We start from the raw sequence: 20,754 nt of genomic DNA, 5'->3' as shown, positions 1-20,754 counted from the left end.
TATCAGCCTACTCCTGGAGATTTTCCGGCGCTCGCATTGCTTGTTTTTTCACTTCTCAGACCCCAGATTTATTGTCAAGTACAATTTATACCAAATTAGATGAGCTTACCCTGAAAAGAATTGGACAATTACATTGATAACCAGCCAGTCTTCTTGGTTTTCTTTAATAGCGATCGCCTCGATAGCGTTTCTCAGTAAGGTGGAATATTTATATCGCGGTTCTTTTGTTTTCGCCACCTTGGTAGGGACATGGCAATGCCATGTCCCTACAGATGTATCGCACCAAACCCTTGAATTGCTGCCGTCCTAAATGATTCGTGAAGGCGAGATACCCGACTTCTCTTACGAAGTTGGGTATCTGAAGGGTTAGCATCTTACAACTCAAATAGGATTGCTATACCTTCTTCGTAGCATAAAATTTTTCTTACCACTCAGGATTAAAGGGAAAGTTAGAATGTAGCTTAACGCTCACCTTTGTTAATTCCTTGAGATTCTATAAATTAAATTGTCCTTTTTTAGGAAGATAACCGCCAAATCTTGATAGTCTTGTCCTCACTACCACTAACTAAAGTTTGCCCATCTGGGCTAAAAGCCACGGAATAAACTCCCCATGAATGCCCCGTCAGAGTACAGATTTTCTCTCTGGTATCAAGATTCCACAGTTCGATGATTCCGTCTTCTTTACCATCTTCTAGGCTTTCAGAATCAATGCCACCACTGGCCAAAATCTTCCCGTCTGGGCTAAAAGCTAAGCAATTTGACGAGTTAGGGTTCTGTGTAAGAGTATAAATTTTTTCGCCAGTTTTGATATTCCACAGCATAATGTTTGGGGGATAAAAAGTCGCAAAAGTTTCTCCCTCTGGGCTGGCGGCGATGGAAAAAACGCAATCCATACCCTGTTTCCAACTCTTTGCCCAGATTTCCTCACCAGTGGTTAAATTCCACGCTACGGCGTTTAAAGATACAGCATCATCCCCACTACTACTAATGAGAGTATGTCCATCTGGACTGAAGACAAGAGAAAAACCGTAATATACTTTTACTTGCCACTTCAGAGTGCGGATTTCCTTCCCAGTTCTAAGATCCCAAAGTTTAATAGTTGTGTCGTCACTGGCACTTGCTAGAGTCTTCCTATCAGGGCTGATAGCAACGGAAGTAATGTAGTCTGAATGACCAGTGAGGCTGTAAATTTCTTCTCTAGTGCTGAGATTCCATAACTTAATAGTTTTGTCACGACTACCACTTGCTAGAATCTTCCCATCAGGGCTGATAGCAACGGAAGTAATGGAGCCTGAATGTCCCGCGAGGGTGTAGAGTTCTTGTCCAGTGCTGAGGTTCCATAGCTTGATGGTTTTGTCACTACAGCCACTAGCTAAAGTCTGTCCATCCGGGGTAATGGCAACGGAAAGAACGGAGTTGGAATGTCCGGTGAGAGTGTGTATACATTGCCAAGTGGGAGTGTGAGACATAAATAGGACTTGGGATAGGTCGGAGATGCGATCGCATTCTCCCCATCCAACCACAAAAAAAGCCTGCGATCGCAGGCTTCGTTAGCGTAGCCGCACCCTTCGAGGATGCAGGCATAATTAATTAAATTAAACCTTAGCCAACTCAGGAGTCGGACGCTTACTATTACGAATACCTTCAATTGCTTCAGCGTAATCCTTCGCCTTAAACACAGCAGAACCCGCCACAATTGCATTAGCGCCAGCTTCCAAAACCTGCCAAGTATTGTTACCCTTCAAACCCCCATCCACTTCAATCCAGGGATCTAAACCGCGTTCATCGCACATCTGGCGCAGCTTCCGGATTTTCGGCACCATCTCTGGGATAAAACTTTGACCGCCGAAACCGGGGTTAACGCTCATAATTAATACCAGATCGCAAATCTCCAGCACATACTCAATCAAATCCAAAGGAGTAGAAGGATTGAGAACGACACCAGCCTTTTTGCCCAGTTCCTTAATTTGTCCTAGAGTCCGGTGCAGATGCGGTGAGGCGTTGTGTTCCGCATGAACGTAGATATGATCAGCCCCCGCCTTAGCAAAATCTGCGACATACTTTTCTGGTTCCACGATCATCAGGTGGACATCCAGGGGCTTTTGTGTAACAGGACGAATAGCTTCTACAATCAGCGGGCCAATGGTGATATTGGGGACAAAGCGACCATCCATCACATCAATGTGAATCCAATCTGCACCAGCGGCATCTACCGCCCGGATTTCCTCTCCCAGCCTACTGAAATCAGCTGATAGGATTGATGGAGCTACAACAATCGGCTTCTGGCTCATGGCTATTTATACTCTTTTGCGTCCTTGGGTTGTAATAAGTTTAACAAAAGATGTCGCAAGTCTTAAAAAATTGTGAAGTAATGCAATGCGTAATTTTATAGATTAGAACGCAGATTCAGAACCTCCCTAAAAAAGGGGGGCAGTGGGGATCAAAACCTAAGTTCCATCATGTTATATCCCCCACATCAGAACCCCCCCTTTTTTAAGGGGGCTAAGAAAAAATTGCACCGAAGCGTAAGTATCAATCAACCCTTCACACATTCATTGGAGAAGTTTCCTTGACGCAGCAGCAAATTGTCAAAAAACTGGCATGGCTTGTTTGGGGAATCAGTATTCCACTGATTACTGCACCTTCCTCACTGGCTAAAGATACCTCATCACTCGGAGAATCTGGCATTGATGTCCGCAAGCTGCACGCCCCTCCTTATAATTTATTGGGCCGAAAGATTGCTATTGGTCAGGTGGAAATTGGCAGACCGGGGCAATTTGGGTTAGATAAAACTGCGTCCAAGAAGCGAACTTTCTCCCTAATGCGAGTCTTTTATCGCGATACCCCAGCTAAAGCTGATAGCAACGTCGATGCTCATGCGGCAATGGTAGCGGGTGTGATGATTAGCTCGGATAAAGCATTACCGGGAGTGGCACCGGAGGCACGACTATATTCTTCTGCTGTTGGCTCACCCCAGAAAGCAGGACAACCGGAGGAGTGTTTATCTGCTCAACACGTAGCAGTGCAAAATGGGGGCGATGTCCGAGCGATTAATTTTAGTTTTGGCGAATCTTTGGAACGAGACTCGCGAACCGATCCGGTTTTGGATGGCAATGCTTTGTTAACACAATGTATTGACTGGTCTTCGCGGGTTCACGACGTGATTTATGTAGTTGCTGGTAATCAAGGCAACGGCGGCATCCCCATTCCCACTGACAATTTTAATGGTGTGAATATTGCTTACACAACGCGCCGCCAGGATGTTTTTACTAAAGTAGACTTTGCCAACTTGAGTGCTGCACCCGTTGGTATTGGCAGGCGTTTGATTAACCGCGAAATTAATGTCGGGCCCCGCCGTTCGATTAATTTAGCAGCACCGGGGAGCAATATTGATTTATTGAATCTGGAAGGAAAGGTTGATAGTGTCACGGGGACGAGTTTTGCCGCTCCCCATGTTACAGCGTCTGTGGCTTTGTTACAAGAATATGGCGATCGCCAGCTGCGAGCAAAACAGTCTAACTGGAGTCTAGATTCCCGCCGCCACGAAGTGATGAAAGCGGTGCTGTTGAACTCGGCGGAGAAAATCAAAGATAATGGCGATCGCTTACGCTTGGGGATGAGCCGCGATATCTTGACCAAAGATAACCGCAATTGGTTAGAATCTGATGCCTACAAAGACCAAAAAATCCCGTTAGATTTCCAAATGGGTACGGGACAATTGAATGCTTTTCGAGCTTACCAGCAATTTAGTCCTGGGCAGTGGAAACCGGATGCTGCACTCCCGCCGATAGGTTGGGATTACCGGACTGTAAAGGAGTCATCATTTCAAGATTATGTGTTAGAGCAACCGCTGCAAGAACGCAGTTTTGTCTCGGTTACGCTTGCTTGGGATCGCCTGGTGGAGTTGCAAGATAAAAATAAGAACCAGCGGTATGATGTTGGGGAAAGTTTTAGCGATCGCGGTTTAAACAACCTTGACATTTACTTGATGCGCGTCGAAGACGATGACATCAGCAAAAGTATCTGGTCTTCACAAAGCGATGTTGACAGTGTAGAACACATTTTTCACGAAATTCCCGCCACTGGTCGCTACAAAATCCGCGTCCAGTATCGTCAGAAAGTTAATGAAGATACCCAGCCTTACGCTTTGGCTTGGTGGACTGTACCGAAAAAATAAAAAGGATAAATTGTGCTCAGTCTAAATGGCGCTACGCAAACAAAGCCCGGATGGTGTGCGGATTTTATTATAGTCCGGATGGTGTGCGGACTTCGTTTGTGTAGCCGCCATTTCCAATCGCCGGGTAATAATGCTTGGTTTGTGTAGCCGCAATTTTTAATCGCCGGGTAATAATGCTTCTCAATCAGTTACTAAAACGGTAACAGATGGAACGTTTGTGTTTCTTCCCCGTCATTCTAGATATAAAGAATGTTATGGCAAAAAAGCAACACAATGAATCCGCAAATATTAAATCAGCTAAAAGCGATCGCATCTGCAAGTATCATCGTTTTGGGTTTAGTTGGATGGTCAACACTCAAAAATCCTAATATAGCGATCGCTCGTCCCAATCAATTGCAGGCACAGGTGTCTAAGAATAGTTCTGTAGATCAAAAGCTGGTTGCTGCTAATACTAAATTTGGTTTCAAGCTGTTCAAGCAAATTCTGAAAAAAGACAGCGGTAAGAACGTTTTTATTTCGCCTTCTAGTGTAGCGATCGCTCTTGCCATGACCTACAACGGTGCCAGCGGCAAAACTCAACAAGCAATGGCGAACACCCTGGAAATCCAAGGAATGAGTTTACAGGAAGTAAACAGCTCCAATGAAGCTTTAAAAGCAATCCTAGAAAATCCAGACCCCCAAGTACAATTGACTATCGCGAACTCCCTTTGGGCAAGACAAGGAGTTTCTTTTAATCCGGAATTTCTCCAGAGAAATCGCCAATTTTATCAAGCAAAAATTACCGATTTAGATTTTAATAACCCTAATTCCCCATCTGTTATGAATAATTGGGTGAAGGAGAATACTCGCGGCAAAATTAATGAGATTGTAAATGGTTTAAGCTCAGATCAAGTGCTTTTCTTAATTAATGCTATTTATTTTAAAGGCATCTGGACAAATGAATTTGATAAAGCAAATACACTTAATAAACCTTTTTACTTAACAAATGGCGCTCAGAAACAACATCCAATGATGTCGCGAACCGGAAAATATAAATATTATGAAACAGACCAGTTTCAGGCAATAAGTATTCCCTATGGTCAAGAAAGACTGAGTTTTTATATATTCCTGCCAAAACAAAAGTCTAACCTGACAGCTTTATATCAACAACTCAACACTGAAAACTGGGAGCAATGGATGAACAAGTTCACAATGCGACCAGGATTTATTCAAATGCCTCGCTTCAAAATGGAGTACGAAACTTCCTTAGCAGAGTCCCTAAAAGCGTTAGGTATGGAGTCTGCTTTTGACTCAAAAGCCAATTTTACTCAAATGAGTTCTATCCCACTCCAGCTTAACCAAGTCAAGCATAAAACCTTTGTAGAAGTAAACGAAGAAGGCACCGAAGCAGCAGCAGTAACTGCCGTAGGCGTAGTGACCTCATTGGCGCGTAGGCCAGAAGAACCGTTCCGAATGATTGTAGACCGCCCGTTCTTCTCTTGCATTAGAGATAATCAAACTGGAACCGTTCTATTTATGGGGTCTATTGTGGAACCGCAATGAAAGAAATTGACTTGTTGGACAATAAAAACATCAGTAGGGACGAGCTGGAAACCCCACTCTACCAACTATTTATTTATTTGATGCCTGTGGTTGGCTTTTTCCCGGCGCTGTGGACGCTTTACCGACGGGAGGGTAATCGACAACAACAAACCGTGAGCCGACTTTCCGTGACCCTGGCTATGGCTTGGCTGATGGCATACATTTTGGTGGGTGCTGGAGTTGCCCAAACTTCCGAGTTTTTGACCTTGCGCTTATTATTTATCAATAGCCTGCTGACATCGGGTTACTTTTTAGTCAGTTTATGGTTGATGGTGCGTCTATGGCAACGTAAATCGGTGCGTCTTCCGGGTATTAGTCAAATCGCTGAGGGTGTTGTTCGCAAACGCTTATCCTAAATAGCTTTTAGCCTCATTTTGGAATCAAGCCACCTCGCTCTTTTCGTTTCCAACCAGAGACTGGGGATGAAAAAAGTAGAAGCGATCGCCTGCTTATTATTTACTTGGAATCGGGTTATTCTGGTAGCCTAAGTATCTCAAGGGGACAAATTTGAAACTCTTGCCAACCTTTGCCTGATTTATCAACAAATCGGTGGAAAAACTGCTATGAGTGTTCTAGTGCAATTTGCGTAGGAACGGTATTTTTTTTACCTAAATGTCCGCCCCCCAGATTGCTCGATTATGCGCCCCTGTATTTATGGCAGATTTGTGCTAATTTTTTAGCGTGTGTGAGGAAGTCAGTGTCAGCTCGAAAAATTCCTGAAAACCGCCCTTGGGGGCAAAAAAACGGTCAACCAAGCCCAAGAAAGCCAGCTCCCAAAGGGAATCAGGTGAGCTGGCTTTGGCTGGGGTTGGGTTTGAGTGGGGTAGCAATGTTGTCAGCGACTGCGGGAGCAATGCTTGCAGTGTCGCTTTCAAGTACGCCTTTGCTGCAAAGCCAACTGAGTCCTGATGAAGCGGCTGTATTTGATGGCGATCGCATCTCCCGCACCAGTATGCGATTACCAGAACTAACCCGCCCTGTCAATATCTTAGTTATGGGAATAAAGGTTATCTCTTCAGACCTGGATAACCCTCCCCCAGAAACCCAAAATTTGGGATACCACGCCTTAGTAAACTCTTTCGAGGGTCTGTCGGATACGATGCTGCTGTTGCGGTTTAATCCGGAGGCGCAAAAAATAGCTGTTCTCTCCATCCCACGGGATACCCGCACCTATGTGGAAGGAGTCGGCATGACCAAGATTAATGCTGCTAATGTTGAAGGGGGGCCAGCGCTGAGCGCTAAGACAGCCAGCGAACTCCTTAGCGGAGTCGGAATTGATCGCTACATCCGAATTAACGTTCAAGGGGTAGAAAAACTGGTAGATGCCTTGGGTGGTGTCACCGTTTACGTTCCCAGAGACATGAAGTATCAGGATGACTCCCAGCACCTTTACATCAACTTGAAGGCGGGAAAACAACATCTCAATGGCAATCAGTTGCAGCAATTTCTGCGCTTTCGCTATGACAAGTATGGGGATATTGGTAGGATTCAGCGACAGCAAATGGTAATGAGGGCGCTGATGGAACAAGCACTCAATCCCACCACTCTCGCCAGGATGCCAAAAATTCTCTCAGTTATTCAGTCGCATATTGACACCAATTTGACTGTGGAGGAGTTGCTGGCGCTAGTTGGTTTTGGCGTGAAGACAGAACGTTCCCAGGTACAAATGTTAATGGTTCCTGGTGATTTCAGTGGGAACGGACAGCGTGAGGTAAGTTACTGGTTGCCAAATCGCCGTCGCATTCAGACGATGATGGCGCAGCACTTCGATCAGGGTTTGGACGGCGGCGAAGCAAATGACCCTGCTTATACGCGAGTGGCGATTCAAGATAGCACCGGTAATAGGAGGGCTGTCCAATCCTTAATCGAAAAGCTCCGGGAAGCTGGCTACCAAAACGTTTATGTGGACGATCCTTGGCCGGAACCGTTGCGGGTGACGCACCTAGTGGCGCAGCAAGGAGACGGCGACAGCGCTCAAGCTATCAAGCGATCGCTTGGATTCGGAGAAGTGCGCGTAGAAAGCACAGGTAACTTAGTTTCCGATATCACTATCCAGCTGGGTGAAGACTGGTTACAAAGGCAATCTCGTCGGGATTCATATTAATTGGGGACTGGGGATTGGGAATTGGGAATTGGGAATTGGGAATTGGGAATTGGAAGGACTCTTAGCCAGTCCCTAGTACGCAGTCCCTAGTCCCCAATCCCCAGCCTCTAGTCCCCAGACTCCATTATCCAATCCAGCAAAATCGGATTAACCAACTCTGGCGCTTCATCTTGTGGACAATGCCCGACACCTTCTATAGGAATAAACTTTTCCACTTTGGGATAATTAGCCAACTCTCGCCCCAACTCTATAGGCTCCCAAGGGTCTTCCGTTCCCCAGAGCATGATCGCCGGACAAGGCAAAAGCGGCAGTAAATCTTCAGGTAGTGGCCCTTGGGAATAGCGCGTAAAGGCTACAAAAACGTCCACAGCACCCTCATCAAAGGCAGGAGCCATAAGCATATCTACCAGTTCATCTGTGACGGCTTCCGGATGCTTATAGGCTTGCAGGAGAACCTTACGCACTACCTTCGGTTTGGCAAGTTGACTAAAGAACAGTTTGCCAATCCACTTTACTGACAGCAGTTGTTGAACTATCGGTGCGCCAAAGCTGCGATACCAGGGCAGTTGAGCGCGTTTGCGATCGTGTAGCAGTCGCAGGGAACAGTTAAGTAAAGCAATTTTTAAGGCAATATCCGGATTATCCACTGCTGCTTGCATGACAACAATACAGCCGATGGAGTTACCGATTAAATAAGCCTCTCCTCCCACAACCTCGCGGCAAAAATCAGCAAGTTGCTGTCCCCAGGTTTCAAAGGTGTAGGAAATTGGATTTCCTGGTGTGGGTTTAGCTGAACCCCCAAAGCCAATTAAGTCAATAGCATAGACGCGGCACGTTTGCGCTAGGACGGGGATGTTTTTGCGCCAGTGTCCCCAAGATGCCCCAAAGCCATGCACTAGAACAACAGGCGGCCCTTGGGTTCCTTGGGTTTGGTAGCAAATGGGAAAGCCCCGCCAAGTCCAAGTTTTAGTGACGATTTTGGCTTTGGTGGGTGCGATCGCGCTAGGGTCGGAAGATAAGGTCATGGGAGGCGTATCTTTAAATTTCCATCTCCGATCGGGATTTATCGGCTTCCTTTATTTTACTTTCTTCAACTCTTCTATGTACTTACGCACTTTTTAGCAAATAAATAAAAAAGATCCGTAAAAACTCTGATGCTATGTGTAGACACAACTGATAATTATGCGGTGTAAGAAAGCAAAGGGGAAACAAGGTAGAGGGAACAAGGCTTTTACTCTTTTGTCTTGTCTCCAATCCCCAATCCCCAATCCCCGATCCCCTAGTCCCCAATTTTTTCGCTGTGGATGCAGTTAAAGCGGGGAGTATGTCAGTATCTAGATTGGGGAATCGTTGACGCAATTTATTTTGTTGATGAATATGGTGCAAACTTCTACCTCTGTTCTGCCATTCCTGGGCCCTGATGTAGCAACAACCTATGATGCTGCACAGGTGGTCATTCTCCCAATCCCCTACGAGGCGACAACAACCTATCACCGGGGATGCGAAAACGGGACAGATTCCATTCTGGAAGCTTCTCAACAAGTGGAATACTACGACGAGGAGCTAGATGCGGAAACTTGCCAAGACATTGGAATTTACACTTACGAATCTATCGCGGACACACGCAATGGTAGCTCGGTTTCATCCGAGGCAATGCTAAAAGTCACCCCTGATACCGTGTCTAAGCTGATTGCGGATGGTAAGTTTGTCATCGGTTTGGGTGGCGAACACAGCATTACTACTGGCATTGTGGAGGCATATCGAGATTTCTTTACCGATGAACCTTTCACGGTAATTCAAATTGATGCTCACGGCGACTTTCGGTTTTCTTACGAAGGCTCAATTCACAATCATGCTTGCGTGATGCGGCGGATTGTGGATATGGGATTACCTACATTACAGATTGGTATTCAGGCTATTTGCAAAGAAGAAGCTGACCTGATCAAAGAGAAGAATTTGGCGGTGTTCCGGGCGCGAGAAATTGCCACGCAACCGGATTGGATGGACAAAGCGATCGCTAGTATCCCCACCCAACGAGTTTTCCTCACCATCGACTTAGATGGCATCGCTCCTACACTAATCCCCGCCGTTGGTACTCCCGAACCTGGTGGATTAAATTGGTACTCCCTCCTCACTTTTTTGCGGCGAGTATTTGATGGTTACGAAGTCATTGGCTGTGACGTAATGGAACTAGCACTCATCGTAGATTCCGTAGTATCCCAATTTACGGCAGCCAAATTGGTCTATAAACTTATAGGTTATAAGGCATTGCAAACCGGCTAGAAGCTACTGCTAACTAGCTACATTCCTTTTCTAATCTGTTGTGTTCCAATTGTTGATTCATTAAGGCTTGTGCAAATGAGTGTGATGGAAAAAACTGGCACTCCCATTGGTAGTTATGCTCCGGATTTTGAACTGCCAGGGATCGATGATAAAGTACACCATTTATCCCGTTATTTAGAGAGATATCGGGCTATATGTGTCGTTTTCATGTGCAATCACTGTCCTTACGTGCAGTTGTATCTCGATAGGCTAATAGAGATTCAAGCCGAGTTTCAAGAACAAGGATTTACGCTGATTGGCATCAATGCTAATGATGCTTTCCAGTATCCTGAAGACAGCTTTGAAAACATGAAAAATTTAGCAGCAGATCAGCTGAATTTTCCCTATCTGCGCGATACAACGCAGGATGTTGCTCGTTGCTTCGGAGCAACAAAAACACCGGAAGTTTACCTGATAGACAATGCAGGTATACTCCGCTACAGCGGGGGAATTGACGATAATCCCCAAGAGCCAGAAGCAGTACGGGTGCATTATTTGCGAGATGCGATCGCCTGTTTGCTGCAAGGCAATACAATTACTCCAGAGTCCACTGATGCCGTGGGTTGCTCGGTAAAGTGGCGTAATTAACACCCCACTGCCGGATTGGTGGTAGTAGCTAACAAGAGTTAAATTTGCCGAATCATATCCCAAACTACTCCGCTACTGCTATCTTATGGTGGAGGTAATTGGAGTGAGAAAATAGTGTCTGCATGGGGATAACTTATCGACGAATTTTACTCAAGCTTTCCGGTGAAGCTTTGATGGGCAACCTGGGCTACGGAATCGATCCGATGGTGGTTCAGGAAATCGCGACCCAAGTCGCAGAAGTCGTGGCAAGTGGCGTTCAGGTAGCTATTGTCGTCGGTGGCGGCAATATCTTTCGCGGCGTGAAAGCAGCATCGGCGGGGATGGATCGGGCGACAGCAGACTACATTGGCATGATTGCCACAGTGATGAATGCGATGACCTTGCAGGACTCTCTAGAGCAAATTGGGGTGCCAACGCGAGTGCAAACCGCGATCGCTATGCAAGAAGTCGCAGAACCTTACATCCGGCGGCGTGCTATTCGCCATCTCGAAAAAGGACGGGTGGTGATTTTTGGGGCTGGATCGGGAAACCCCTTTTTCACCACCGACACCACAGCTGCCTTGCGAGCAGCGGAAATTGATGCGAATGTAATTTTTAAGGCGACTAAAGTAGACGGGATTTATGATTCTGATCCCAAGCTGAACCCGCAAGCTCATCGCTATCAGAGCATTACCTACGGACACGTTTTAGCTAACGATCTGCGGGTGATGGATAGTACAGCGATCGCCTTATGTAAAGAAAACAATATCCCGATTATGGTGTTTGATTTATCGGTTCCGGGAAATATTCGCCGAGCCGTTATGGGAGAATCTGTCGGAACAATTGTCGGAGGTTTTTGTGAAGTTATCTGACGCTGAAAGCAACATGAAAAAGGCAGTTGAATCAACTCAACGGTCTTTTAATACCATTCGGACGGGACGAGCCAATGCTAGTCTCCTCGACAAAGTAATTGTGGAATACTACGGTTCCCCAACTCCTATCAAATCCTTGGCAAACATTAGTACGCCGGATGCGACTACGATTACCATCCAACCTTTTGACCGTAGCAGCCTTAACTTAATTGAAAAAGCCATTTCGCTGTCGGATGTAGGCTTAACGCCAAACAACGATGGCTCCATGATTCGGCTGAATATTCCGCCATTGACAAGCGATCGCCGCAAAGAATTGGTGAAAATAGCAGCAAAGTATGCCGAAGAAGGCAAAGTCTCTATTCGCAACATCCGCCGCGATGCCGTTGACTCGATTCGCAAACAGGAAAAAAATAGTGAACTTCCCAAGGATGAAGCGCGAGATTTGCAAGAAAGCGTTCAGAAGTTGACTGACAAGTACATCGCCAGAGTTGACGAACTACTAGCAGAAAAAGAGAAAGATATCACCACTGTTTAAAGTGATTAGTCATTAGTCATTAGTTATAGTGAAGGACTAAAGACTAAATTTAATTAGTCAAAAGTTCTAGCAAAAAACTAAGGACTAAAGACTAAAACTTATGCAGGCACAAACACTTGTCCATCTACGCTCGGACGGACAAGGTAGGCAACGTGCATGGGGTAGCCTTGGGAATAAATCGCATCCACGTACCGCAGGGCAGTTTCTCGGTTCGTGCAGGCGCGTAAAATTTTCTCGTTACCGTTGGCGTATTGGATGCGTACTTCCCACATAAGTCTTGACCTCACAGTAGTAAATGCACAGCTTTATCTTGTTTTTAATTTTATGAAGCTTTCATGAACCAATCCTATAAATTATAGGCAATTTTGCACTCAGTGAAATTGATGAATTTATTAAAGATGGCGATCGCGTTGTCTATCGGCAAGTTTAAAAGCAATTAATCGCTTACGTAGTTGAAAACACGGAATTGATTGGGCAAATAAAAGCACAATATAATATCCACACAGCGATCGCTATGCTAAAAAGCTTGAAAGCATTAGATTGCAGGCTTTTTACTGGAACGGGGAAATTACGCAAATAGCCAGTTAGCACCCAAAGCAACTAAGCTTTAAACCAGTGAGTACAAGAGTGAGGATGAGAATTCCATTGCGTGCCAATATACTCCCACGGGCTAAGCCAACCAAGTCTGCGTAGGCAGGCTAAAATTCTTAAGACCGTGCAGGCGATATTTGCTTGCCTAGCATCGGCCCTTTAGAGTGTCCAAAAGTGGGATGCACCTATGAGAATCTAAATTCTCCTTCCAGCCTCAAATTCAAGTGCGTTCAGGAGCAAAAATTAATACGATGTTTGACTGTATTATTGTCGGCGCTGGCCCAGCAGGCGGAACCGCAGCTTATCACTTAGCGAAGCGGGGACGCTCAGTTTTAGTTATAGAAAAAGAATCTCTGCCTCGATACAAACCTTGTGGAGGTGGCGTTTCGCCAGCAGTTGCCGAGTGGTTTGATTTTGACTTCTCCCCCGCCATTTCCCTGAAGGTGAACACGATTCGCTGCACATGGAATATGAAAGATCCGGTGGAAACAGAACTGAATACGCCAGAACCAATATGGATGGTACGGCGAGACGTTTTCGACCACTTTCTTATCCAGCAGGCGCAGCAACAGGGCGCAGAACTTAGAGACAATACGGAAGTGACGGGAATTGAGTTTAAGAACGACGCTTGGCAAGTCAACACGGCAAACGGCCCGGTACAAGGTCGTTATTTAATTGCTGCCGATGGAGCCAAAGGGCCAATGGCTAAGTGGCTGGGCTTTAAAGAGCGCAAACGCCGTCTGGCTGGCGCTTTGGAGGCAGAACCAAAGGCGCAAGTAGAAAACGGTCACATCGCTCATTTTGAATTTGGGATGGTCAAAAATGGCTATATCTGGAATTTTCCCAAAGCCGACGGCTATTCTATCGGGATTGGCAACTTCCGAGGCAGCGAACCGCAAGACTTTAAGAGCCTCCTAGCTGAGTATGCCACGCTGTTTAATGTTGATGTCAAAACCAGCAAGCAGTACGGTCATCTTTTGTGCTTGTGGGACGGCGATCAAAAGCTGCATACCCAAAATGCAGTTTTAGCTGGAGAAGCTGCTTGTGTCGTCGATCCGTTTACGGCTGAGGGAATTCGTCCCTCGATGTTTAGCGGTTTGAAGGCTGCGGAAGCAATTGACAAAGCTGTGGGAGGCGATCGCAATGCTTTGGAAGGATACACCAATGCGATCGCTCAAGAATGGGGATCTGACATGGTGTGGGCGCAACGTTTAGCAGGAATTTTCTACAGAATTCCTGGTATCGCTTATAAAGTTGGTGTTAAGCGCCCCGGTGCTGCTGAAAAAATGGGTCAACTGCTATGCGGGGAAAGCCGTTACTCAGAAGTGGCTGATCGTGCCATTAAGCGACTGAGTAAGAGTATGATCCCCGGTATGGGCGGCTAATTTTTTTTTCCGGTCGTATTTTTTATGGCTGATGGTTTGCTATGAACTATCAGCCATAAACCATGAATAATTTCAATTTGTTCTTGTGTTATATTGGGGCTTTCCTCTAGAAACTCGATAGTTATGTCTTCTAGGACTGCAAATTTATCCAGGTTTGGGCTTTCGATTGCGGTAGCCGGATTCGTAGGCTTCCTGATGGTGGGTTGTGGCAACTCACAGGCTGATGCCAAAAAGTATGTAGACTCAGGAAATGCTCTTGTTGAGCAAGGCAAATTATCGGAAGCGATCGCTGACTACAATAAAGCAGTCGAAATTAATCCCAAAGATGCAGAAACTTACGATAAATTGGGAACTGCTTTGGTTCAAGAAAATAAGTTACCAGAAGCTACAGAAGCTTTCAAAAAAGCTATTGAAGCAAATCCAAAAAAAATAGAATTGTATAGTAAATTGGCATTAATTCAGGTCAATGAAAAGAAATTAGATGAGGCTTCTGCCACTTTTCAAAAAGCCATCGAAGTTGACCCTAAAAATGCAAAAATTTATAATAATTTAGGATTTATTCAAGTCAACCAAGGGAAAATACCTGAAGCGACTGATTCTTTCAAAAAATCCCTAGCAATTGACCCGAATAATGCCAAAACTCACAAAGACTTGGGAGTTGCTTTAGGTGTCCAAAACAATTTAAAGGAAGCAACTGCTGCTTTTAAAAAATCAATTGAGCTTGACCCAAAAAGTGCGGATGCACACTACTTTTTGGGGATTGCTTTAGTCAAACAAGGAAATTTGCCTGAGGGAGTGGCGTCTCTGAAAAAGGCGACGGAGATTGAGCCTAAAGCAGCACAAGCTTACTTTAATTTAGGGTTGGCTTTAGATCAACAAGGTAAGAAATCTGAGTCAATAGCAGCTATTAAAAAGGCTAGAGATTTACTCAGAGAGCAAGGTAGAACTCAGGACGCTGACAAGATCGATGAAGGATTGAAGGCGATGGGACAGAAGTAAAAAGCCTGTGAGATAAAAGGTAATAAAAACTGGAAGTATAGTCTTGGGAGAGAGGGACAAAAAGGGTTGCTTTCTTTGTCCCTCTCTCCCCAATCCCCAATCCCCGATTAGCAAATGACGATTTACTTTTACAAAGTTGACGATCCATATGGATGTTTTTCCAACTTTTCTCCTCATTGCATTCATCTGCTGGGGCAAGACTGGGCGACGGTAGAGCATTACTATCAAGCGCAAAAATTTGTCGGCACCAAGGATGAAGCTTTAATTTTAGAGATTGCTAGCGCCAAGACGCCAATGCAAGCAGCAACATTGGGACGCGATCGCACTCGCCACATCCGTCCCGACTGGGAAAGCCTGAAAACCGAAATTATGCGCGAAGCTGTGCTTATTAAGTTTCTCACCCATTTAGATATTCAGTCTATTTTGCTTTCTACAGGCGATCGCTTACTTGTCGAAGATTCCCAAATCGATTATTACTGGGGCTGCGGTAAAGATAAAACTGGTCAAAATCATCTAGGCAAAATTCTGATGAGCGTCCGCCAAGAAATTCGGCAACGTTTGTAAAAAAGGTTTTTTAAAAATATAAATATTGCAATCTAGATTTTCTTTAAAACAATACTAACTATTTATTTTTATCTATAATTTTCCTGTCTTCGCGAGTAAGTATTGTATTTTACTTTAGATGTAGCTATCTTACTAGGGCTTTATTAAAATATATTAATATTCCGTTTAATTTTAAATTTTTGATAATTTCAATAGTTTCACGAATGTTCTAAAGCGCTTTTAAGGCACAAAATAGACATATACGACCAAAAGAAAAAATTAAAAAATAATAGGCGTGGTGGATAAAGCGAATGGAACTCAGTAATAATACGCAGAATATGCCCTCAAAAATAGAACAAGAAGGGTTACTGCATCGAATCACGAACCGGATTCGGCAATCTCTAGAATTGCAAGAGATATTAATATCAACAGTTGCCGAGATCCGTTCATTTCTAGAAACCGATAGAGTCAAAGTTTATCAGTTTCATGCTGATGGTAGCGGGCAAGTTATTGCTGAGTCGATTTATAACAACCGCCTGCCGTCCCTGCTGGGGTTGAATTTTCCAGCGGATGACATTCCTCCCCACGCCCGCGAAATGTTTATCAAAGCCAGAGGGCGTTCAATTGTGGATCTTGCCACAGGGAAGATTGGGATAAGTCAACTGGATTGTCCCCAAACTGGTATTCCTTTGGAGACGCAAGGTTTTTACTATCGCGAAGTAGACCCTTGCCATATTGAATATCTCACAGCAATGGGGGTGCAGTCTTCCTTAGTGGTGCCGATTTTACAGTACGACGTACAGGTACACAAAGTACAGCCGCAACTCTGGGGATTATTAGTGTCTCACAACACCCAAACACGTACTTTTTCCGAAAGGGAACTGCAAATTGTGCAGTTAGTGGCGGATCAAGTTTCGATTGCGATCGCGCAGTCAAATCTCCTCAGACGCGCTCGCGAACAAGCCATTCGCGAAGCCAAGATTAACCGAGTAGCAACCCTGCTGCATACACTACCATCGATTGAGGTACAACAAGCTCTCATAGAAACCGTTGCCGCCTTTAAGGGTTCCGGTGGCAGACTTTACATAGCCGCAGAAAACCCCAGCTTTGGAGGTAAACAGTTTACCTGCGGCGCTCAACCGATGCTAGTAGGACTCAAGAAAGATTGCCTGCTCGAAGAAAGTCTTGTATGGCAGCAATACTTTAAATTACAAGATCCTGCCTGCAATAGCGCGGTAGCAATTAGGGATATATATAAAGAACCGGGGCTGCGAGTGCTAGCAGCCGCATTCCGCCCAACAAAGATTCGAGGCATGATCGTTATACCCCTGGAGTACCGTCAAGAGTTTCTCGGTTATTTAAGCGTATTTCGAGATGAAATTGAAACAGAAACTTTGTGGGCGGGACGTTTTGATTCGGATGAGCGACAGTGGCAACCCCGGAACTCGTTTGAGGCTTGGCTAGAGCTGAAAAAAGGTCAAGCTTGCGAGTGGACAAAAGAAGACATTGAACTGGCTGCTACCTTAGGCAATCACTTCGCAATGGCAATTGAGCAGTATGAACTGTACAGACAGGTGCAGGCTCTGAATACCAACCTAGAGTGTCAGGTACAGGAGCGCACACAACAGTTGGAACAATCGTTGGATTTTGCCAAAGTCTTGAAGCAGGTTACAGATCAAATTCGTAGCACGCTCGACTTACAGACCATTCTAAAAAGCATCGTGCGAGAAGTACGGGAATTGCTAACCACAGATCGAGTGGTGATTTACCAGTTCACCAGAGGCTACCAGGGGCAAGTGGTCGTAGAAGATGTGACAGACGATGCCACTTCAATTCTGGGACATATATACGACGATAAATGCTTTCCTTTGGACTACGCCTATCGGTACCAGCAGGGAAGAGTTCGGGCTACTAACAACGTACTGGAGTCAGATTTAGACCCCTGTCATATAAAGTTTTTACAGAATATTCAAGTTCAGGCTAACTTAGTCGTGCCGATTAGGATGGGCGATCACCTGTGGGGACTGCTCATTGCCCATGAGTGCTTTAAAACGAGGATTTGGCAGGAGGCTGAAATAGACCTACTGCAACAGCTGGCGGATCAAGCAGCGATCGCTATTCAACAAGCCGAACTCTACCAACAAAGTCGCGCTGCTGCTGACATTGCCACCGAAAAAGCCGAACAACTAGAGCAAGCTGCGGAACAACAGCAAGCATTATTTGCGGTTGTTACCAAAATTCGAGAATCCCTTGACCTGGAGACAATCTTCAAGGCAACAACTACTGAAGTTCGACAACTGCTAGAAGCTGACCGAGTAGCAGTATTTTGCTTATATTCAGCCTCTGGTTCGGAGAATGATGAATTTGTTTCCGAAGACGTGTTGCCAGAGTTTAAGCCTGTTTTAGGAACAAAAGTTTACGATCGTCATTTTTCCCAACACTATGCTCACCTCTATCAACAAGGTCGGATTCAGATAGTTGATGACATCTACAACGCCGGCTTAAATGATTGTCATATCCAGCTTCTAGAGCAATTCCAAGTCCGAGCTAACTTGGTAGTGCCGCTCTTGAAAGGGGATTTACTGTGGGGACTGCTATGTATCCATCAATGCTCTCAATCCCGGCACTGGGATGCCTCCGCTATTGATTTTGTCAACCAGATTGCTGCTCAACTAGGCATAGCTATACAGCAAGCTGAACTCCTAACTCAAACCCAAGAGCAGACAGAACAACTTTCTTGTACTATCAAAGAACTACAGCAAACCCAAACTCAGCTGATTCAGACAGAAAAAATGTCAAGTTTGGGACAGCTGGTGGCGGGTGTAGCTCACGAAGTTAACAATCCGGTCAATTTCATTTATGGGAATCTGGCTCACGTTGGTGAGTACGCACAAGATTTGCTGGATCTGCTGCATCTCTACCAGCGGCGTTATCCCCATCCTGACTCTGAGATTCTCAAGCTGCAAGAGGAAATTGATTTAGAATTTCTGGCTGACGATTTACCCAAGATGCTTTCCTCGATGAAGGTTGGGGCGGATCGCATTCGGCAACTGGTGCTGTCACTACGCAATTTTTCTCGCCTAGACCAAGCTGAAATGAAGCTGGTTGATATCCATGAGGGTCTAGACAGTACGCTGTTAATCTTGCAACATCGACTTAAGGGGAAGGGTAACGTTCCCAGTATTGAGGTTGTGAAAAGCTATGGCGATTTGCCCTTAGTTGAGTGCTATGCTGGTCAGCTCAATCAAGTGTTTATGAACGTTATCAGCAATGCGATTGACGCTCTGGACATGGGGACTCTTGATTTAGGACTGGCAGAAGAGTCCGCCCAATCAGCAATCCCTACGATAGAGATTAGTACCAAAGTGCGAAATGGCGATCGCGCACTCATTCAGATTTCCGATAATGGTTCTGGAATGCCAGAAGGAGTGCGATCGCAAATCTTTAATCCCTTTTTTACCACTAAGCCAGTTGGTAAGGGAACAGGTTTGGGACTATCCATCAGCTATCAAATTGTGGTGGAAAAACACGGCGGTGTCTTCCAGTGTTCTTCCCTACCAGGCAAAGGTACTCAGTTTTGGATTGAGATTCCCATCCAACAAGGAAATTAAAAATTTAGAGGGTCAGCATTTTAATAAACTGCTACCCTCTTAGGTTTTATAAACTCTGTTTGTGCAGAACCGATTAGCCCTATTCTTCAACTTATCGCGCTTCGGCAACTTCCGACAAAAGTATCAAACAAGAGGCAAATTCGCCTTTAGCTAACTCTTAGGCGCTACCTGTGAAGCCAACTTCCGGAAATTTCGCCTGAGCGTCAGCTATAGAACGGCGTTTGCCTTCCTCTTGCCAGTAGTTAATTACTTCTGTGGCTTTGTTTAGAACCTCGACGCGCTCAACCTCAGAAATCCAGTGCTTGGCTTCCAGCTCATTTTTTAGCTGTTCCCAAGCATCGTTCCGAGGCCAGAAAAAGTAAGATGTTAGAGGGCTGGTGCCTTTGCCTACTACTTGGTCAACGGCTAATGCAACGTTCTCTTCCAGCCAGAGAACCTTTAAAATAAACCTCGACAATCACACCTCCAGGGAAGTCCCAGCCTTGTTGAATACTGTACAAACGACTATTCTACACCCTGGATATAGTGCATGAGCAAAAGATTATAAGGTGCGGTAAGAGTGGTGGAACAATCCAGTCCCAGTTTAGTTGTGTTTGATATTGACGGTGTAGTACGCGATGTCGGGGGATCTTACCGCAGAGCGCTTGCTGATACGGTGGAGCATTTTACGGGCGGTGCCTATCGACCGACTCCAGAGGATATAGACAAGCTGAAGTTGGAAGGAATTTGGAATAATGATTGGGAAGCGTCGCAAGAGCTAGTTTATCGATACTTTGAGGCTCAGGGGACAAAGCAATCGCAAGAGAGGGATACCGCAACGCGATCGCAACTCCAACTCAACTACGACACTCTGGTTGCCTTTTTCCAGTCCCGGTATCGAGGGACAGATCCAGAAAATTGGACAGGTTATATCTGCGATGAACCGCTACTCATGCAGCCAAGTTATCTAGAGGAACTGACAGCAGCAGGAATACCTTGGGGCTTTTTTAGCGGTGCTACCCGTGGTTCAGCGACTTATGTTTTGAGCAAACGCTTGGGTTTGAAGTCGCCATTGCTAATTGCGATGGAGGATGCTCCGGGAAAACCGGATCCTACAGGGCTGTTGGCAGCTGTACAACAGTTGGAACAGCAATTTTCCGTTAACCCCGACACGCCAGTTATTTATGTCGGGGATACGGTAGCTGATTTGTACACAGTAATACAAGCACGTAAATGCGAAGCGGCTTCTAGTAAATCGCTTAAATCACAGCGGTGTTGGATTGGCGTGGGCATTTTGCCACCACACGTTCAGAAAACCCAGGAACAAAGTGATGCCTATGCAGATGCTCTTAAGGCTGCTGGTGCTGCGGCAATTTTCAGCAATGTGCAGCAGTTAACTCCTGTGCAGATTCGGCAACTTGTAGATTCAGAAAGTAGTAGTAGCGTTTAAGCATCTAATTGAGTGGGCATCCTTGGGGCTGAAAAACT

19 protein-coding genes are annotated in these 20,754 nt (G+C 45.4%); 13 read left to right on the top strand and 6 right to left on the bottom strand.

Annotated features, from left to right (window positions below; all coding sequences use genetic code 11):
* Positions 1–105: 105 nt before the first annotated feature.
* The 3 genes from H6F66_RS28775 to rpe form a co-directional block, all read right to left on the bottom strand.
* Positions 106–237, bottom strand: a complete 132-nt coding sequence (locus H6F66_RS28775; protein WP_277873955.1) for a hypothetical protein — start codon at positions 235–237, stop codon at positions 106–108.
* 278 nt (positions 238–515) lie between these two features.
* Complete coding sequence (locus tag H6F66_RS05555; RefSeq protein WP_190419035.1) at positions 516–1,523, bottom strand: WD40 repeat domain-containing protein; 1,008 nt, start codon at positions 1,521–1,523, stop codon at positions 516–518.
* Positions 1,524–1,595: 72 nt separating this feature from the next.
* Positions 1,596–2,291 (bottom strand): ribulose-phosphate 3-epimerase, encoded by a 696-nt coding sequence (gene rpe, locus H6F66_RS05550; RefSeq protein WP_190419033.1) that lies wholly within the window; start codon positions 2,289–2,291, stop codon positions 1,596–1,598.
* A gap of 293 nt (positions 2,292–2,584) precedes the next feature.
* Here rpe and H6F66_RS05545 point away from each other — a divergent pair, with 293 nt between their 5' ends.
* From H6F66_RS05545 to H6F66_RS05530, 4 genes are all read left to right on the top strand, one after another.
* Positions 2,585–4,177 carry a S8 family serine peptidase gene (locus tag H6F66_RS05545; RefSeq protein WP_190419069.1) on the top strand — a complete coding sequence of 531 codons (1,593 nt, stop codon included), beginning with the start codon at positions 2,585–2,587 and terminating at the stop codon, positions 4,175–4,177.
* A gap of 273 nt (positions 4,178–4,450) precedes the next feature.
* On the top strand, positions 4,451–5,719 hold the full coding sequence (locus H6F66_RS05540; RefSeq protein WP_190419067.1) for a serpin family protein: 1,269 nt from the start codon (positions 4,451–4,453) through the stop codon (positions 5,717–5,719).
* Entirely contained in the window at positions 5,716–6,114 is a 399-nt protein-coding gene (locus tag H6F66_RS05535; RefSeq protein WP_190419031.1) for a hypothetical protein, read from the top strand. Before H6F66_RS05540 ends, H6F66_RS05535 begins: the two co-directional genes overlap by 4 nt.
* Before the next feature lie 341 nt (positions 6,115–6,455).
* Positions 6,456–7,862 carry an LCP family protein gene (locus tag H6F66_RS05530; RefSeq protein ID WP_347269342.1) on the top strand — a complete coding sequence of 469 codons (1,407 nt, stop codon included), beginning with the start codon at positions 6,456–6,458 and terminating at the stop codon, positions 7,860–7,862.
* A 107-nt stretch (positions 7,863–7,969) separates the two neighbouring features.
* Here H6F66_RS05530 and H6F66_RS05525 read toward each other — a convergent pair whose 3' ends face one another.
* Positions 7,970–8,887 carry an alpha/beta fold hydrolase gene (locus tag H6F66_RS05525; protein WP_190419029.1) on the bottom strand — a complete coding sequence of 306 codons (918 nt, stop codon included), beginning with the start codon at positions 8,885–8,887 and terminating at the stop codon, positions 7,970–7,972.
* A gap of 346 nt (positions 8,888–9,233) precedes the next feature.
* On the opposite strand from H6F66_RS05525, the gene speB reads away from it, so the two are divergent.
* The 4 genes from speB to frr all read left to right on the top strand — a co-directional run bounded on the left by speB (position 9,234) and on the right by frr (position 12,158).
* Positions 9,234–10,145 (top strand): agmatinase, encoded by a 912-nt coding sequence (gene speB, locus H6F66_RS05520; RefSeq protein ID WP_190419027.1) that lies wholly within the window; start codon positions 9,234–9,236, stop codon positions 10,143–10,145.
* A 75-nt stretch (positions 10,146–10,220) separates the two neighbouring features.
* Positions 10,221–10,772: a thioredoxin family protein gene (locus H6F66_RS05515; protein WP_190419025.1), complete on the top strand. Its 552-nt coding sequence runs from the start codon at positions 10,221–10,223 to the stop codon at positions 10,770–10,772.
* Between the two features lie 122 nt (positions 10,773–10,894).
* The gene (pyrH, locus tag H6F66_RS05510; RefSeq protein ID WP_190419023.1) at positions 10,895–11,623 is read left to right on the top strand and encodes a UMP kinase; all 729 of its coding nucleotides are present in this window, start codon (positions 10,895–10,897) and stop codon (positions 11,621–11,623) included.
* Positions 11,610–12,158 carry a ribosome recycling factor gene (frr, locus tag H6F66_RS05505; RefSeq protein ID WP_190419021.1) on the top strand — a complete coding sequence of 183 codons (549 nt, stop codon included), beginning with the start codon at positions 11,610–11,612 and terminating at the stop codon, positions 12,156–12,158. Before pyrH ends, frr begins: the two co-directional genes overlap by 14 nt.
* A 98-nt stretch (positions 12,159–12,256) precedes the next feature.
* On the opposite strand, the gene H6F66_RS05500 is transcribed toward frr, so the two are convergent.
* Positions 12,257–12,430 carry a family 2 glycosyl transferase gene (locus H6F66_RS05500; RefSeq protein WP_190419019.1) on the bottom strand — a complete coding sequence of 58 codons (174 nt, stop codon included), beginning with the start codon at positions 12,428–12,430 and terminating at the stop codon, positions 12,257–12,259.
* Positions 12,431–13,000: 570 nt separating this feature from the next.
* On the opposite strand from H6F66_RS05500, the gene H6F66_RS05495 reads away from it, so the two are divergent.
* From H6F66_RS05495 to H6F66_RS05480, 4 genes are all read left to right on the top strand, one after another.
* Positions 13,001–14,134, top strand: a complete 1,134-nt coding sequence (locus H6F66_RS05495) for a geranylgeranyl reductase family protein (RefSeq protein WP_190419017.1) — start codon at positions 13,001–13,003, stop codon at positions 14,132–14,134.
* A 123-nt stretch (positions 14,135–14,257) separates the two neighbouring features.
* On the top strand, positions 14,258–15,133 hold the full coding sequence (locus H6F66_RS05490) for a tetratricopeptide repeat protein (RefSeq protein ID WP_190419015.1): 876 nt from the start codon (positions 14,258–14,260) through the stop codon (positions 15,131–15,133).
* A 114-nt stretch (positions 15,134–15,247) separates the two neighbouring features.
* On the top strand, positions 15,248–15,697 hold the full coding sequence (locus H6F66_RS05485) for an NADAR domain-containing protein (protein ID WP_190419013.1): 450 nt from the start codon (positions 15,248–15,250) through the stop codon (positions 15,695–15,697).
* Positions 15,698–15,987: 290 nt separating this feature from the next.
* Positions 15,988–19,287, top strand: a complete 3,300-nt coding sequence (locus H6F66_RS05480; RefSeq protein WP_190419011.1) for a GAF domain-containing protein — start codon at positions 15,988–15,990, stop codon at positions 19,285–19,287.
* A 157-nt stretch (positions 19,288–19,444) separates the two neighbouring features.
* Here the strand turns inward: H6F66_RS05480 and H6F66_RS05475 are convergent, their stop codons facing one another.
* Positions 19,445–19,744, bottom strand: a complete 300-nt coding sequence (locus H6F66_RS05475; protein WP_190419009.1) for a 30S ribosomal protein PSRP-3 — start codon at positions 19,742–19,744, stop codon at positions 19,445–19,447.
* A 102-nt stretch (positions 19,745–19,846) separates the two neighbouring features.
* Here H6F66_RS05475 and H6F66_RS05470 point away from each other — a divergent pair, with 102 nt between their 5' ends.
* Positions 19,847–20,716 carry a TIGR01548 family HAD-type hydrolase gene (locus H6F66_RS05470; protein ID WP_190419007.1) on the top strand — a complete coding sequence of 290 codons (870 nt, stop codon included), beginning with the start codon at positions 19,847–19,849 and terminating at the stop codon, positions 20,714–20,716.
* Positions 20,717–20,754 lie beyond the last annotated feature (38 nt).

The organism is Trichocoleus sp. FACHB-6 (assembly GCF_014695815.1).
Taxonomy (GTDB): domain Bacteria; phylum Cyanobacteriota; class Cyanobacteriia; order Cyanobacteriales; family FACHB-T130; genus Funiculus; species Funiculus sociatus.
The sequence above is the reverse complement of the archived record's forward strand: the minus strand, read 5'-3'. Positions and strand labels throughout refer to the sequence as shown.